A 15,243-nucleotide genomic window follows, 5' to 3' on the forward strand; every position below is an offset into this window, starting at 1 on the left:
TAAAAATAAAAAATTAAAATCGAGGATTGAAAAAATGGATACTATTAAATTAACAGAACTTCTTATCAATTTAAACGAAATTAAACTTATAGCCGTAATGATTTTTGTAACAGTGCTAGTTTTAGGAGTATTAATTCTTCTCAAGCCTTTATTAAAAGACATATTGACTATTGTAATAGGCAAGATTTTTAAGAATGGCAATGGGAATGGCAAAAATCATATCAAAAAAAGAGATTAAGTTATGAAATTATCTAAAGATAATGTTGAGCTTGGACTTGCATCTTTATCAAGCCTTATTGATATATTTTCTAAATTTGAAGATGAATTTGATGAAATTGCACATAAAGGATTCTTTTTGGTTTATGATCTGTATTCTCATTACAAATTAATCTATACAGCAAATATGGAAAGACTTGAGAGTGCATTAACCCCAGCAATAAATGCGGCACTCGCTCCATTAAATGAAAAAATCAATCAATGCATTGACTTAGTTAATTCTGATGAAAAAAATCTCAAAATATCTAATGATCTGAAATTCAATCAGGAAGGAAAACCTATCTATAAGGAAAGAACAAATAATGCAAAATAACACTATTGGTTTAGGACTTAATTTACTATCCAGCCTAACTAACATAGCCAAAACTGATACAAACATAGATCATAATTACATTAATACTTTTAGTAAAGTAATAGATTTTTTCTACAAAACATATATAAGCACACTAAAATCTATGGAAACAGCTGAGTCAACTAAAATATTTAAAGAAATACAAGACATTTTAAAATACAACATTGAGATAATAGAGGCTATCTCTACTGATAAAAGCAAAAGAATTATCACTTCACTTAAAGCAACACGTAACAAAATTATGAAAGAATATATCAAAATACTTAAAAGAGGTGAAAATGCTTAAAAGATTGCATTGTCTACTAATTGCTTTGCTACTATGTTGCACCACTATTGCCAACCTACCAGAAGAGCCAAAACCGCCAATTATTCCAACACTAAAATCTTTAGCTAAATATGAAACACAACTTTCAGAGTATGTTATGTACCTAGTAACATTTTTAGCTAAAACAAAAGTTAAAGTTAATGATCCAAATTATCCAGAATATCCTTATCCAGACTTATCAACACTAAAAGACGAACACTCTATAACTGCAGTAAAACACAATATCAAAATATATTTAGAGTACATTAAAAAAACAAAACCAATAGCGGAAAAAGTCTATAATAAATATTCCCAATTAAAAATGTAAATTACAAAAAGGTTTTTCTTGCAAGAAATTCTATTTTACATATAAAAATCTCTAAAGCTAATTAATCTAAAATAGTGTATAATATGACTATAAGGGAAAATTTTATGGAAACAGTGTCAACAAATATTGCAAGTGTAACTCAAGAACAAATATATAAAGAATTTATTAGACTGGGCATGGAACAATTAATAGCACAAGATTTATCTAAAAGATATTATCACAATGAACTAACATATAGAGATTTAGAAAATTTAGAAAAACAATTTGATATAAAATTTGATAATCTTGTTTCTAAAATAGATAATGCCAAAAGTGAACTTAATACCAAGATAGATAATGTAGAAAAGAATTTACAAAAGGATATATCTAATTTAGACATCAAGATTGATGCCGTAGAGAAGAATTTACATGTTAAGATTGATGCTATTAAAAGCGAACTTAATACTAAGATTGACAATGTGGAAAAGAATTTAAATGCCAAAATAGATACTGTAGAAAAGAATTTAAACACTAAAATAGACAATGTTGAAAAGAATTTAATGTCTCTTTCAGAAATGCTTAAATGGGTATTGGGAATTATGGGAGCAATGTCTATAACAATGATAGCCGGGCTAATATTTGCTTTCATTTCTAAATAGCTACTACCTCACTTAAAGAATATCAATTCAAATAATAATTGTTTATCCAATATTTAGTATTAATAATTGATTAAGTGAATATTAATAATAAAAAAAGGAATAACAATGAAAATTATCAACATATTATTTTGTTTATTTTTACTAATGCTAAACAGCTGTAATTCTAATGATACTAATACTAGCCAAACAAAAAGTAGACAAAAACGTGATTTAACCCAAAAAGAAGAAGTACAACAAGAAAAACCAAAATCTAAAGAAGACCTGCTTAGAGAAAAGCTATCTGAAGACCAAAAAACACATCTTGACTGGTTAAAAACCGCTTTAACTGCTGATGGCGAATTTGATACATTTTTACAACATGATGAATCTAAAATCAAAACAGCACTTGACCATATAAAAAAAGAACTTGATAAATGCAATGGAAATGATGAGGGAAAAAATAACTTCAAACAGGTGGTTCAAGGGGCCCTTAACAAGGGTACAGACATAGATAATTTTGCAAGCAATGCAACTACTACATGCAATATTGGTGGCTAATAATCTAACAGCCCCCTATTTGGGGGCTTTAATATTGCTATACTGCAAATATATAATTAAATTGTCTTTCTTTTTTCAACATGCAAAAGAATTTTAATACTTTTGTTTTATAAACGTCTCGATTATCAGACATAAATACTTTAAGCTTATTTAGATCATCAAATCTATTAGTTTTATTGAAATATTTTTTTAGAATATTTACCCAATATTCTATACTCTTAAGCTCAGCATTCTTTTCAAAAAGATCCTCTAAAGCATCATCATTATCAGTACATAATGCCCGAATAAGAGCATTTATATTATTTTTTTCTTCACCTTCATTTACCCAATTTTTTATATTAAACAGTGCGTCTCTAAAAATTTCATAGCAATAAGCCTTGCCAGATTTTAAGTTTTTATTAAAGTTGTTTAGTTGATTTTTTTCTTGATTTATGTCCTTTTTTTGTTCTTGTTTTTGATTAACACTAACTTGCTTGCTAGGCATAGAATTTTCGTTTTCATAATTATTGTAAATAGGTGCTGCATCAGTATCCACTTCACTTTTTATATAAAGACATGCAACTAAAGCATACCTTTTGAAATAAGTAATAGCTGATCCAACTAGTTGTGGTACTGTATTTACAACATTTTTAGACCCGCTTTCATTGTTCCATTGTAAGTTTTCTGTAAGCATTGGTGTATCAAAAGAAAATTCATATCCAGTGCTTGTGCTGTAGAATGTGGTTCTAATAACATGCTCCTTTTGACCATCTACAAATTTAGATATTGGATATTGCTCAAAATCAAGCTCTAAATTGTGCTTATAAATAACGTTTTCAATTTCTTCTACTATTTCATTGAAATTCTGATATTTGTATCCATACCCTTTAAGACTTTTGTCAATCCCTGGTAAATTCATTTTTAGGGTTTTCATATCTTTTCTGAAGCTTATTTTTGCTTGAATATTATTTTGTATTTCTTGATTATTTTTGTTTAATATGTTTGTCATTTTTTTACTCCTATTATGTTATATAAAAATAAATATATATCAAAAACTATTTTTGCCAACTTTTTTACAAAAATTTTTACAAAAAAATAGGGCTTAGCTAAATTCTCTTGCTAAAGAACTTCGCTAAACCCTTGTATTATTTTTTGCAAATTACATAATAGGTAGAAAAAATGAACATATTTTTCTACGCTGTTTATAGTGTAGCCCAATTTAAAATTAAAATCAATTTGTATTTTTACTAAATTATAAAAAGTATATTAATTTAACAAAATTAATAATTAAAATTTAATATTTTTTTAGAAAAGTATTTACTTTTAAATCAAAATTTTGCATAATCAATATTAATTATTAATAACATAATAGGAGAAAAAACATGAAAGGTTTTTCAAATGCCACAAAAAATCCAACTTGCCACAACAAACACCAACACAAATTAATATCTCTTACTTCAACACTAGATTATCTAAACAAAAAAGATAAAAAATATAACCAAAAAAACATACTCTATTACTATAATGAAAATTTAAAAAGAAATGGGCTAGCTCCAACTACACTAAGAACAATGCAAAATTATCTTTACAAATTAGAAAAAGTACTAAAAGTAACAACCAATTATTACCAACACATGGGTGTAAACTGTGGGACTGAAATTTACTATAAACTAAAGTATCCTAAAAAAGAGTGTTACCAGAAAATCAACAAATACTTTAAAGAGCAAAAAAACTCTAGATTTAAATCTAGAGTTAATAACCATTTTAAAGACAATGTTTCCAAAAATAGTAGTGTAAATTCAGTGGAGTGTTTAAATAATAAAAATATTAATACAAAAGAAGAAAGAAAGATTAAAGAAATAGAAAAATATCAACTAAGAAATTATTTCAATAATTGCAACTTTAAAACAGCAGCTGCTCTTTCTATTTTGTATTTAAATATTGATAAAGATACTAAGATTGAGGCAATAAATATCTTAAAACAAAATGAAATTGCCCTAATAAAAAAATTCAATATAAAAAAATCTTGTATGAAAGAAAAACAAGAAAAATTAAAAGAAATTCTATACAACACTAGGAAAAAATTAGAAGAAAACGGGTACAATCCCAAACAATTAGAAATAAATTTTCAAAAAGTATACGAAAATTACAAATATAAGCCCCATTTTATTATTGAAAATCATAAATATAGCGATTTAAATAATATAAAGCGTAAATTAGAAAAGTCGATTGAAAGAAAAAAAGAAAATTCTCAACAAAATTATCAAAATTTAAAGGAAAATATTTTCAATATCCTTATTGAACAACTAAAAAAAGAAACAAATATTGAAATTCTAAAGCCAATTATCAAAAAATATTTGAATAACCAAAAGAAAATAGAATACAATAAAGTATTTGGTACATATTATCTTGAATTATTGGAAATAATAAAAAATGAAAAAAATTCTTTAACCACAGAAGAATTTAACATAAAGGCTATATGAGGATTTAACATGGAAAGTGCAATGGAGCCTATTGAAACTATAAAAAAGGGCAAATGTAAAGTTGAATGTCAAAATAAAGAACGCTTTATTTTAATTGAAAAAGAAAATGGTAAAGCAATGTACCATACAAAAATAATGATGGATATTTATAAATTTGGAGTTTATGATAAAAAACATGAATTTAGACTATCATTAAGGGCCCTATTTAATGGGGAAAGAATTGTTGAAGAAACTCACTTATACCCAATTAAAGAAGGAGATAAGTTTATTGGTATTTTTTATGGCTACAGAAAACCAATAAAAAAGCCATTAATAAAGTATCAAATAAACGGAACTAGAAAAGCATATGCATTAGCAAGAGCATATTATATGGAATTTAGATTTAAAGCCGGAAGTGTTTTTTGCTATTTTAAGGGGCTATATCGTTTATTAGATAAAAAAAGAACAAATAATCACTACAACAAAGTTTTATTTAGTATGTTTACGGATTTAGAACAACAAGTATATAAATTTTATGGGAAGAAATACCCGGAACAAGGACCGTTAATAAAATGGATAATAAAAAACCTAAAATAATCACAATAGCGTCAATTAAGGGCGGTGTTGGCAAAAGCATGTTGTCAATTATATTTTCATATATTTTAAGCGAAATGAACAATAAAGTGTTGATTGTAGATTTAGATCCTCAAAATAGTTTAACCAGTTATTTTTTACAATATATCAGAAATATTGAATTGAATAATGTTTATTATCTCTTAAAAAGAGATCAAAACATTGCTTTTAATGAATATATAAATTCAATAAATAATAATATGTATATTATTCCGGCCCATCCAATTTTATGTAAATTTGAAAAAGGAGATATTCCTTATAAAGAGCTTATGTTAGAATATATATTTGATAAAAATTTACATTATTATAATTTTGATTATGTAGTAATTGATACTCCCCCTAGTTTAAGTTCTTTATTGTTTAATGCGTTAAACATTACACATAAAGTTATAATACCTATTCAAGCAGAAAGATGGTCTGTAGAGTCTTTGCCAATATTAATGAATGAAATAAAGGAAGTTGAAATAATAAGAAAGAAAAATATTGATGTGTTAATAATAGAAAATCAATTTATAAAAAATAGAAATACGTATAAAGATATTGAAAGTATTTTGCAGTCAGAATACAAAGATCTTATTAAAGGAAGAGTTCATTTTTATAATTCAATTAAGGTTTTTATAAATGAATTGAAAGAGCCTAATAATAAAGAAATTTATTATCAAGAAATAAAAAAAATATTAAACAATATGTTTTAAAAGTCTTCCGGAAGACTTTTAAAAATAAATCAGAAACTTAGGAGGATTAAGTGTCAAAGTTAAAAGTAAAAAAAATATTATTAAATAATAGAATTGAGGATGTTCAAGAATTTGAAAATGAGGAGCTTGAATATAAAAGCTATAAGGATCAACTTCGTAGAATTACTGTTGATGATGTTGAGAATAAAATTAAAACAATGAAAATCCTATATAAAATAAGAGAAAAAAAACTTTATTTGATTGATGGTTATAAAAAATTTGAAGACTTTTTGTCAGAATTTATAATATCTAGAAGTCAGGCTTTTTTATACCTTAAAATTTATAGAAAAGTATTAGAAGGGAGCATATCAATAAATGATATTAAAGAAAAAGGCTTAAAGGGTGTATATAGAAATATATTAAACGTAGAAATTAAAGAGGATAAGTCAAAGCAAAATCCAATAAAACCCCTAAGATTTCAACTTAAAAAACAGGAAAGTTATAATTTTTATAAAAAAAATGCCAAGTTTACTAGTTTTATGATGGACGAGATTTTTGAAAATCAAAAAGATTTGATTAATAAACTTTTAAAAAAATATAAAGAATTAAAAGGATAATAAAGGGGATTTTGTGAGTAATTTAGCCTACAATGCTCTTAAAATAGAAAATATAAGGTTAGAATTTTTAAATAAGGGGTTTAGTGAAGAGGCAATAGATTTTGTTTTACTTCAGAACGACAATTACAACTTTGAAGTTTTAAAGGAGAAAATGAATTCTTTAGAACAACAAATAATTAATGTAGAAAAGAATTTTCAAAAAGATATAGATAGTGTAAATACTAAAATAGATAGTGTAGAAAAAACTTTGCAAAAAGATATATCTAGTGTAAATACTAAAATAGATAGTGTAGAAAAAACTTTGCAAAAAGATATATCTAGTTTGAATCTTAAAATAGACGGTGTAGAAAAAACTTTGCAAAAAGATATATCTAGTCTAGACAATAAAATAGATATTTTAAAAAATGAACTTAACGCAAGCAATAGAACAATACAAGTAATTCTAATAATGGGAATAACGCTTGCTCCAATTATCTATTCTATATTTAATAAGTATTTTTTCAATTGAAAATGATTAAAATTTTATAAAGTAATAAGTTAGTATATAGCTTTAAAGTAGAACTTATTTGAATTTTTTAACAAGATAATTTAAATAGGTTCTTTTATTTTAACAAATACAAAATAATTTTAATTCTAAATTGAACTGAATTTAATTGTTTAGTGAGTTTATCTAAAATAAATTAAGCTAAGCCCGCGGCTTTATTAAGCTCTTTAACATGAGAATTTAATAAAGCTTTTATTTATTATAATAATTTCTGTAAAAAGCCTGACAAAAATATTTTTTGTTATACATATGTATATGTATAGCTAAAAAAATATATTGCTATCAAAAAAATCCAATTAAGTTGGGTTTAGCTAAGTTCTTTAACAAGAGAATTTAAATAAACCCAACTATTTTTTTGTAAAATTTTTTGTAAAAAAGTTGGCAAAAATAGTTTTTGATATATATTTATTTTTATATAACATAATAGGAGTAAAAAAATGACAAACATATCAAACAATAATAATCCACAAGAAAATATTCAAGGAGATCTCAAAATGATAAGTGTTAATCAACAAAGTTTTACTGGATGCGAAATATTTGAGGAAAAATCTTCTCCCATTAAAGAAAAAAGTAAATTAAGCAAGATAGGTAAGAAATTGCCAGGAATAAGTAGTCAAGAATGTTTTAGATTTAATCGCAATATTGATTTTAGTGTGCAAAGAAACAAGTTAGATAAATACGGTGCTAGTGAAGTAGGCAATATTCTTGTTGGAGGTGCTTGACTTAAAGACTTAATGATAAATAGAGTGCTTAAATATTTTAGAATGAGCCTACCTTTTGAAGAGAATTTGTATATGCTCAAGGGCAAAGAATTAGAGAATTTAGGATTTAGAGAATTTGTTAAAGCACATGGTGATAATATTGATATTTTATATAAAAATAAATATGCCAATGGAGTTGATAAGTATAATTATTTCAAAAAAATGGGCAGTTCAGAAACTTTAGTGGGCTCAATAATTGATGGCTGGTTTATCAATAATAATGGCGATTTAGAACTATTAGAGATTAAAAGTAGCGACTCTAATTATATGAGTAGTGCTATTGCTGAGTACAATAAAAATGGCAATTTTTTAAGCAGTAAATATTTTTTCAAATATTATGTACAAGCACAAATGCAGCTAGCATGCACTGGGCTTGAGTATTGTAATTTGTTCTTTTTAATAGATGCTGCACCAATTAACTGTAAGATTAAAAGAGATGAGGCCTTAATATCAAAAGTGTTTGAATTTGTTAATAAATGTGAATTAGAAATTATAAATTTAAAAAAAGATATTTATAGTAACTATAGAGAGGAATACTTAATGGCACATAATTTTAACGAGGATACGTTTATAAAACTTGTTGAAGATTTAGTAGAAAGGAGTGATTTTTATAGTTCTGGAGTTGAGTTTGATTGGGCAAGAGAATTTATAGAATATGTTGATTGTGCAGATCTTGAAATTAAGGATAATCAATCTGCTGAAAATCTTGCGTATGATTTAATGGAGATTGATAGTCTACAAAAAGAATTAAATAGAATCCAAAACGAAAATAAAAAAAGAGAAAAGCCCATTAAAGATAGGTTGAAGATGCTAATTTACAATATTACAAATACATATCCACTAATTGAGCAGTTAAATTATAAATTTGGAGAGTTTGTGTTTACTCTTGACCCTAAGAAAAGGGCAATATCAGATAGATTGAAGGGACTACTACCAACAAGTGGTACAGTATTTTTCCCTAGCAATATAGCATTTGCAAATAATGTTAGTGTCCCCATGTGAATGGGTGCACTAAAAAATTAAAAAAATAAATTTAATATAGGAGGATTAATTAATGCTTATTAATAAAATAAAACAAGATAATAGAACTTTAAGACCGGAGATACAAAAATGGGGTTGTTACTTTTTGTGTCTACATTACTATACAAGTCTATTTAAGCAACGTGAATTTAATGCGTATGAGATAAATGCAGCGTATTATAGATTTATAGGACTTGGATACATTAAGAGTAATTGTTTTATTATAAATCCATGTATGATACTTAATTATTACGGAATTAGAAGTAGCGTGAGATATGAATCTTTAAATTATTTAGGTGCAGCCAATGAATTTGAAATAAGTGAAGTTAAAATCGATAAGGTTAATGGATATCACTTTATAGCAACAAAGAATAAAGAAATATTATATGATTCACTTGACTTAAAGCCACGTGGGAAAATATTTAAAGTAACTTCAAAACGTATATTTAAACTGAAATAGTTTTACTAAAGTTTAAGGCACTTTTTAGCACATTCATAAGCTTGAATTTTATTAGCAGAAGATAGGCCGTAGATATTATCAATTTCATTGGTTGAAGAATATTTCATAAGTTCTTTAATTTGAAAAGAATTGTAGCCGTTAGATTTCAAATTTGAAATAAATAAATTTCGACATAGATGGAGAGATTTATTTACACGAAACCCCGATTTTTTAAGAAGATTTTTAAATTTATTAGAAATATGGATAATGCTAATTTGGTTGTCTTTAAACTTATGTTTGGATTTTTGAAAAAAATAAGTACGTCTTGTATCAAGATTTTTCTCATTAAAATGATTTTTATGTGCTGTTTGGATAGCCTCGAACTCTTCTGGGTTGATAACAATTTCTCTAATACAAGTTACATTTCTTTTTTTTGCCACATTTACTTTTATGTTGTATAAAGTTTTTCCATTTTTGCTTAAAAAAGTTGAAATATCTTGCATTTTTACTTTTTGCAGTTCGGCACCCCTGCAGCCACTTATTGCGAGTAAATGTAAAAACCAACCAGATATTGGATCAGCTTGTTTAAGAGTTTTGATGCATTTTTCAATTAGTTTGCCAATTTTTGGGGTCAAATAAAATTTAGGAGTTGGCTTTGAAGTTTCTTTTTTACTTTTAGAATAATTTTTTAGTGAATTTTTAAGAATTTTGTTTTCATTTATTAGTTTTTGATGATCTTGTAATAATTTGAGCATAAAATCGATGTTGAAATTATTTAAATTAAGATAATTATTTATGTCCATAAAATCCTCTCCTTATAAGTGTTACTTTTAAATTAAGTAAAAGCAATAAAAATAGATGAAAAATGTAATTTATATTTTACCAAAAACAAAAAAATTTAGTCAAATTGTGTGGCTTCTCATTGCATGCAAAATTTGGATTGTAGAGTGGTTGTAATAAACAGAAGAGGCAATTTTTAAGGGGTGGACTTAAGAAAGATATAATACTTTAAGTGATATATAGCAAAGACTTTGAAATTTAATTTGTATGTGTTTTGTAGTCTTTTGTAATGAGTAGTGCATTTGCAATGGAGAGATTTTGGGGAGTTGGTTAAAATTACATTTGCGTTTTGTTAATATGTAACAGCTGAATGTAACAAAATTATATATTTAAATCTTTGAAATATTGCAATTATTTGGCGCTGTGGTATGATTAGAACTTATGGAGTAAATTATGGATAAAAAAATAAAAATATTTATTATTTGTGCAGTTTTTGCGATGATAAGTTCTTGTAAAAATCATACTTTATCTTTATATGATGAGCAAAATAGTGGTGAGCCAAAAGTTAAAAAAATAGAATTCTCTAAATTTACTGTAAAAATTAAAAATAAAGATAATAATAGTAACTGGACAGATCTAGGAACTTTAGTTGTGGAAAAAGTAGAAGATGGTATTGAAACGGGTTTAAACAATGATAATCAAGGAGGAGGGCACACTTCTACATTCTTTTCATTAGAAGAGAAAGAAATTAATAACTTTATAAAAGCAATGACTGAAGATGGATCATTTAAAACTAGTTTATATTATGGATATAATGACGAAGAAAGTGATGAAAATGTCATTAAAAATAAAGAGATAAAAACAAAGATAGAAAAAATTAATGATACTAAATATATTACATTTTTAGGAGATAAAATTAAGAATTCAGAAAATAAAATTGCTGAATATGCAATACCACTAGAAGAGCTTAAGAAAAATTTAAAATAGAAGTTAGAAAGATAGGGGATAGCGTATATGAATAAAAAAACATTGATTATTTGTGCAGTTTTTGCGCTGATAATTTCTTGCAAGAATTTTGCAATTAAAGATTTAGAACAAAAAACAAAAGGGCAAATTAATGGATTTGTAGATAAGATTTTAGATCCAACGAAGGATAAAATTACTTCAAATGGTACAAAAGTAGATGAATTAGCAAAAAAATTACAAGAAGAAGATGAAGATAATGAATTAATGCAGGGCGATGATCCTAATAATGGCGTAATAAATCCTCCACCAGTATTGCCGGCAAGTAGTCAAGACAATGCACCGGGATTAAAAGCAGAACAACAAAGTGGGGGTCAACAAGAAGAACAAGCTAAAGTAAGAAAGGAAGATAAGGGGAAAGGAGAAAAAGCAGAAGATAGAAAAGAAAAACAAGAGGATAAAGAAGGAAGTGATAAAGAAAAAGAAGAAGTAGAAGAACAAAACAAAGGGAAAAAACAAGAAGCAAAAAAAGAAGCTAAAGAAAAACAAGAAAGAGAAGAACTACAAAAACGACAACAAGAAGAGCAACAAAGAAAAGCCAAAGAAGAAGCAGAAAAAGAAGCTAAAGCAGAACAAGAAAGAGAAGAAAAACAAAAACAAGAAGAAGAAAAGAAAGTTAAAGACAAACTCAAAAATCTTGTAGATAAAATAGCTAAGATTAATGGAGATATTGATGGTATAAAAGGGAAAACAAGTGTGGGAGCAAAAGAAGTTAGAGATAAAATTACAGGACCCATATATGATGATTTTACTGATGGTAGTAGCTCTATACGTACAATTTGGGAGGATCTGGAAGATGAGGAAGATTTTGGATTAGGAAAGTTGTTAAAAGAATTGAGTGATACTAGACATAATTTAAGAACCAAATTAAATGAGGGTAATAAAGCATATATTGTTCTAGAAAAGGAGCCTAATTTAAAAGAAAATGTAAATGTTAGTGATATTCAATCAGATTTAGAAAAATTAAAATCAGGATTAGAAGAAGTTAAAAAATATCTTGAAAATGAAGATAATTTTGAAGAAATTAAAGGATATATTGAGGATAGTAATTCATATTGATAAAGAACTTTAAATGTAACTAAATTTTATATACACAAAATAGCAGCTGGTTAGAAATCTTTGCTAGTTGTTATTTTTTTGTAGATTTCATTTTTATGAATATAGAAATGTTTTCTATCAAAACTTTCATTTAAAAAATGCCAAAAACTATTGCTCAAAATATTATTTATTTATATACTCTCTAGAGTTATGATGAATATAAATGAGATTTCAGATTTTTATGATTGCTTGAGTCCAGGCACAAAAAAGGAAATAAGCAAACTTTATGGAGTTAAACAATTAACTCTGAAACAAAAAAAGGATTTTTATAGAGGTTTTGTATCAATACAAGAATACAAAAGAAAAACTGGAAAAAGTATTGATGAAATCGTAGATTATATTATAGATCCTGCAAAAAATTTTATTAAAGACGTTCTGAAAGATAAGCATATAATAGAAAAGTATAAAAATTTCCAAAATATGAAGTTTGATTGTAGCTACAAGAAAGGAATGCTAGAAAAATGTTTGGAAAAGATGGGTGAGAAGTATTCTACCCGGTTTTTGAGTATTGTTTCTAATATTATGGATGAGATTGGCAATAAAGATCCAGAACGAGAATCAATAAATGTGGTTCTCGACTTTGTAGAGATATTATTTATAATCATGCACTATTATGATAAGGGAATTTGCACAAGGAAGTATCTTCTAAAAACAATAAAAGATTTTTCCAAATTAGTATAATCAGGTTATTCCAAAATTCAATAAACTAGGTAATTGCTATTTCTAAATTAATAAAAGACAATAAATATCAAATATCTATCAATAAACATCAAAAATATAATAGTTTATGTTAACAATTAACAAATTGATTTACTATTTAGAGTAACAATTTGTTAATTTAGTTATTTTAGGAGAAATTGTTTTGAAAAGAGCTAAAAGGTCTTTTGATGATTATGCTGCGTATTTTAGTGAGGGCTCATTAAGTGATGTAGAAATAGCGAAGAAATTAGGAGTTTCTAAAGTAAATGTGTGGAGAATGAGACAAAAGTGGGAAAGTGGGGAAAGTGTTGTTAACCAGGACTCTAGAGTAACAATTAGTGAAGATACTTTTGAACACCTTTTGTCGCAAACCTTTAGATCAGAAGTTAACGCTAGGAAAGTTAGAAGCGAATTGGATTTAGAGCGGGCTAATTTAGAATTAGGATTTATAAATGCATTTAAGCAATATTCTAGTGTTGAGCTTGTTAGTATGCATACTAAAATAGAAAATTTAAGAGCCGAAATTGATGCTTTAAATAAAGCAAGTAATAAAAAAAACAAGCAAGTTGTTAATGGAGAAATTAATTCTTTAAAAAGCGAGCTTGATGAATATATAAAGGAGTGCTCAATAAGAGAAATGGAGCTTTACTATGAATGTATGAAAAAACTTGCAACTGCTAATGAGGCTGAAAGCAAAAGCAACTACAAAAATAGTAAAGGGCACAAGTGAACTTATATCAAACAAAACTTTTTACAACACTACAAAAGGAATACAAAAATAAATATGGAGTTGATATATCACAATTTGTAAAGCTAACAAATTCTTCAATTAATTTTGATAAGTTTGAAGAAGAACAGTTAACTTTAAAACAAAAAAATGTGATAAAAAGCATTAAAAAGAATAATGAAAAAAAGATTATACTCAGCGGCGGCATAGCTAGCGGCAAAACGTATCTTGCATGTTATCTTTTTCTAAAAAGTTTAATTAAAAATAAAAAGTTATATTCTAGCGATACGAATAATTTTATTATTGGGAATTCACAACGCTCAGTTGAAGTTAATGTTTTGGGACAATTTGAAAAGCTATGTAAACTTCTTAAAATTCCTTATATTCCAAGACATACAAATAATTCATATATTCTTATTGATTCACTGAGAATTAATCTATATGGAGGAGATAAGGCAAGTGATTTTGAAAGATTTAGGGGAAGTAATTCGGCACTTATTTTTGTTAATGAGGCTACAACTTTACACAAGCAAACTTTAGAGGAGGTCTTAAAAAGACTAAGATGCGGGCAAGAAACTATTATTTTTGATACTAATCCCGATCATCCAGAACACTATTTTAAAACCGATTATATTGATAATATAGCGACATTTAAGACATATAATTTTACAACTTATGATAATGTGCTACTTAGTAAAGGATTTGTCGAAACACAAGAAAAGCTATATAAAGATATACCATCATATAAAGCAAGAGTTTTGCTAGGTGAGTGGATAGCAAGCACTGATTCAATTTTTACACAAATAAATATTACTAATGATTATGTATTTACTAGCCCGATAGCATATTTAGACCCAGCATTTAGTGTTGGAGGGGATAACACTGCATTATGTGTTATGGAGCGAGTTGATGATAAGTATTATGCTTTTGTATTTCAAGACCAACGACCAGCCAATGATCCTTATATTATGAATATGGTAAAGACCGTTATAGAAAATTTCAATGTGCATACACTGTATTTAGAGGATAGAGATAATACAAAAGGTGCTGGTGGATTGACCCGTGAATACATCTTGCTAAGAAATAATATGAGTCAATATTTTAGAATTGTTCCAGTTAAGCCAAAGTCTAATAAATTTAGCAGAATAACAACGTTAATTACGCCGTTTACTTATAAGAAACTTTACATTACAAAGTACAGTAGTTCTTCTGTATTTAATGATATTTATTCGTATAAGGGGGATAACAAAACCCATGATGATGCTCTTGATGCAATGTCTGCAGCATATTTGATGTTGTCTTTAGGATATAGAGAGCGAAGTGTTCACTTTGGCAATCAAAGATTTTTGTAA

General features: G+C 26.6%; 19 protein-coding genes and 1 pseudogene. 18 read left to right on the plus strand and 2 right to left on the minus strand.

The window, feature by feature from the left end; all coding sequences use genetic code 11:
• The first annotated feature begins 34 nt into the window (after window positions 1-34).
• The 6 genes from blyA to Bmayo_RS05150 all read left to right on the plus strand — a co-directional run bounded on the left by blyA (window position 35) and on the right by Bmayo_RS05150 (window position 2,435).
• Window positions 35-238 (plus strand): holin BlyA, encoded by a 204-nt coding sequence (gene blyA / locus Bmayo_RS05125; protein ID WP_002658481.1) that lies wholly within the window; start codon window positions 35-37, stop codon window positions 236-238.
• 3 nt (window positions 239-241) lie between these two features.
• Entirely contained in the window at window positions 242-589 is a 348-nt protein-coding gene (locus Bmayo_RS05130; RefSeq protein ID WP_002658692.1) for a BlyB family putative holin accessory protein, read from the plus strand.
• Window positions 579-914 (plus strand): BlyB family putative holin accessory protein, encoded by a 336-nt coding sequence (locus Bmayo_RS05135; protein ID WP_075552638.1) that lies wholly within the window; start codon window positions 579-581, stop codon window positions 912-914. Before Bmayo_RS05130 ends, Bmayo_RS05135 begins: the two co-directional genes overlap by 11 nt.
• Window positions 907-1,260, plus strand: a complete 354-nt coding sequence (locus Bmayo_RS05140; RefSeq protein WP_012672866.1) for a BBA14 family lipoprotein — start codon at window positions 907-909, stop codon at window positions 1,258-1,260. The genes Bmayo_RS05135 and Bmayo_RS05140 overlap by 8 nt, the downstream gene beginning before the upstream one ends.
• Window positions 1,261-1,364: 104 nt before the next feature.
• On the plus strand, window positions 1,365-1,898 hold the full coding sequence (gene bdr / locus Bmayo_RS05145; RefSeq protein ID WP_002658688.1) for a Bdr family repetitive protein: 534 nt from the start codon (window positions 1,365-1,367) through the stop codon (window positions 1,896-1,898).
• 105 nt (window positions 1,899-2,003) lie between these two features.
• Entirely contained in the window at window positions 2,004-2,435 is a 432-nt protein-coding gene (locus tag Bmayo_RS05150) for an Mlp family lipoprotein (protein ID WP_075552639.1), read from the plus strand.
• A gap of 37 nt (window positions 2,436-2,472) precedes the next feature.
• Here Bmayo_RS05150 and Bmayo_RS05155 read toward each other — a convergent pair whose 3' ends face one another.
• On the minus strand, window positions 2,473-3,423 hold the full coding sequence (locus Bmayo_RS05155; protein WP_075552640.1) for an ERF family protein: 951 nt from the start codon (window positions 3,421-3,423) through the stop codon (window positions 2,473-2,475).
• A gap of 373 nt (window positions 3,424-3,796) precedes the next feature.
• On the opposite strand from Bmayo_RS05155, the gene Bmayo_RS05160 reads away from it, so the two are divergent.
• The 7 genes and pseudogenes from Bmayo_RS05160 to Bmayo_RS05190 all read left to right on the plus strand — a co-directional run bounded on the left by Bmayo_RS05160 (window position 3,797) and on the right by Bmayo_RS05190 (window position 9,585).
• On the plus strand, window positions 3,797-4,897 hold the full coding sequence (locus tag Bmayo_RS05160; protein ID WP_075552641.1) for a plasmid maintenance protein: 1,101 nt from the start codon (window positions 3,797-3,799) through the stop codon (window positions 4,895-4,897).
• Window positions 4,898-4,906: 9 nt separating this feature from the next.
• A complete protein-coding gene (locus Bmayo_RS05165) occupies window positions 4,907-5,473 on the plus strand; it encodes a DUF226 domain-containing protein (protein WP_075552642.1) in 567 nt (188 codons plus the stop codon).
• Window positions 5,449-6,204 carry a ParA family protein gene (locus tag Bmayo_RS05170; RefSeq protein WP_012644782.1) on the plus strand — a complete coding sequence of 252 codons (756 nt, stop codon included), beginning with the start codon at window positions 5,449-5,451 and terminating at the stop codon, window positions 6,202-6,204. The genes Bmayo_RS05165 and Bmayo_RS05170 overlap by 25 nt, the downstream gene beginning before the upstream one ends.
• Before the next feature lie 50 nt (window positions 6,205-6,254).
• Window positions 6,255-6,800 (plus strand): chromosome replication/partitioning protein, encoded by a 546-nt coding sequence (locus Bmayo_RS05175; protein WP_002658520.1) that lies wholly within the window; start codon window positions 6,255-6,257, stop codon window positions 6,798-6,800.
• Between the two features lie 13 nt (window positions 6,801-6,813).
• Window positions 6,814-7,308 carry a Bdr family repetitive protein gene (bdr, locus tag Bmayo_RS05180; protein ID WP_075552643.1) on the plus strand — a complete coding sequence of 165 codons (495 nt, stop codon included), beginning with the start codon at window positions 6,814-6,816 and terminating at the stop codon, window positions 7,306-7,308.
• A 473-nt stretch (window positions 7,309-7,781) separates the two neighbouring features.
• Window positions 7,782-9,107: pseudogene (locus Bmayo_RS05185) on the plus strand (DUF244 domain-containing protein).
• 52 nt (window positions 9,108-9,159) lie between these two features.
• Window positions 9,160-9,585, plus strand: a complete 426-nt coding sequence (locus tag Bmayo_RS05190; protein WP_012599427.1) for a DUF261 domain-containing protein — start codon at window positions 9,160-9,162, stop codon at window positions 9,583-9,585.
• A gap of 5 nt (window positions 9,586-9,590) precedes the next feature.
• On the opposite strand, the gene Bmayo_RS05195 is transcribed toward Bmayo_RS05190, so the two are convergent.
• Complete coding sequence (locus tag Bmayo_RS05195; RefSeq protein ID WP_075552644.1) at window positions 9,591-10,367, minus strand: tyrosine-type recombinase/integrase; 777 nt, start codon at window positions 10,365-10,367, stop codon at window positions 9,591-9,593.
• A 430-nt stretch (window positions 10,368-10,797) separates the two neighbouring features.
• Here Bmayo_RS05195 and Bmayo_RS05200 point away from each other — a divergent pair, with 430 nt between their 5' ends.
• The 5 genes from Bmayo_RS05200 to Bmayo_RS05220 all read left to right on the plus strand — a co-directional run bounded on the left by Bmayo_RS05200 (window position 10,798) and on the right by Bmayo_RS05220 (window position 15,243).
• Entirely contained in the window at window positions 10,798-11,331 is a 534-nt protein-coding gene (locus Bmayo_RS05200) for an Erp family outer-surface lipoprotein (RefSeq protein ID WP_075552645.1), read from the plus strand.
• 27 nt (window positions 11,332-11,358) lie between these two features.
• On the plus strand, window positions 11,359-12,426 hold the full coding sequence (locus Bmayo_RS05205; protein ID WP_012672847.1) for an Erp protein: 1,068 nt from the start codon (window positions 11,359-11,361) through the stop codon (window positions 12,424-12,426).
• Between the two features lie 192 nt (window positions 12,427-12,618).
• Window positions 12,619-13,146 carry a DUF643 domain-containing protein gene (locus Bmayo_RS05210; protein WP_075552646.1) on the plus strand — a complete coding sequence of 176 codons (528 nt, stop codon included), beginning with the start codon at window positions 12,619-12,621 and terminating at the stop codon, window positions 13,144-13,146.
• Between the two features lie 181 nt (window positions 13,147-13,327).
• The gene (locus Bmayo_RS05215) at window positions 13,328-13,894 is read left to right on the plus strand and encodes a DUF603 domain-containing protein (RefSeq protein ID WP_012672969.1); all 567 of its coding nucleotides are present in this window, start codon (window positions 13,328-13,330) and stop codon (window positions 13,892-13,894) included.
• On the plus strand, window positions 13,891-15,243 hold the full coding sequence (locus tag Bmayo_RS05220; RefSeq protein ID WP_075552647.1) for a PBSX family phage terminase large subunit: 1,353 nt from the start codon (window positions 13,891-13,893) through the stop codon (window positions 15,241-15,243). Before Bmayo_RS05215 ends, Bmayo_RS05220 begins: the two co-directional genes overlap by 4 nt.

This window comes from Borreliella mayonii (assembly GCF_001945665.1).
GTDB lineage: Bacteria > Spirochaetota > Spirochaetia > Borreliales > Borreliaceae > Borreliella > Borreliella mayonii.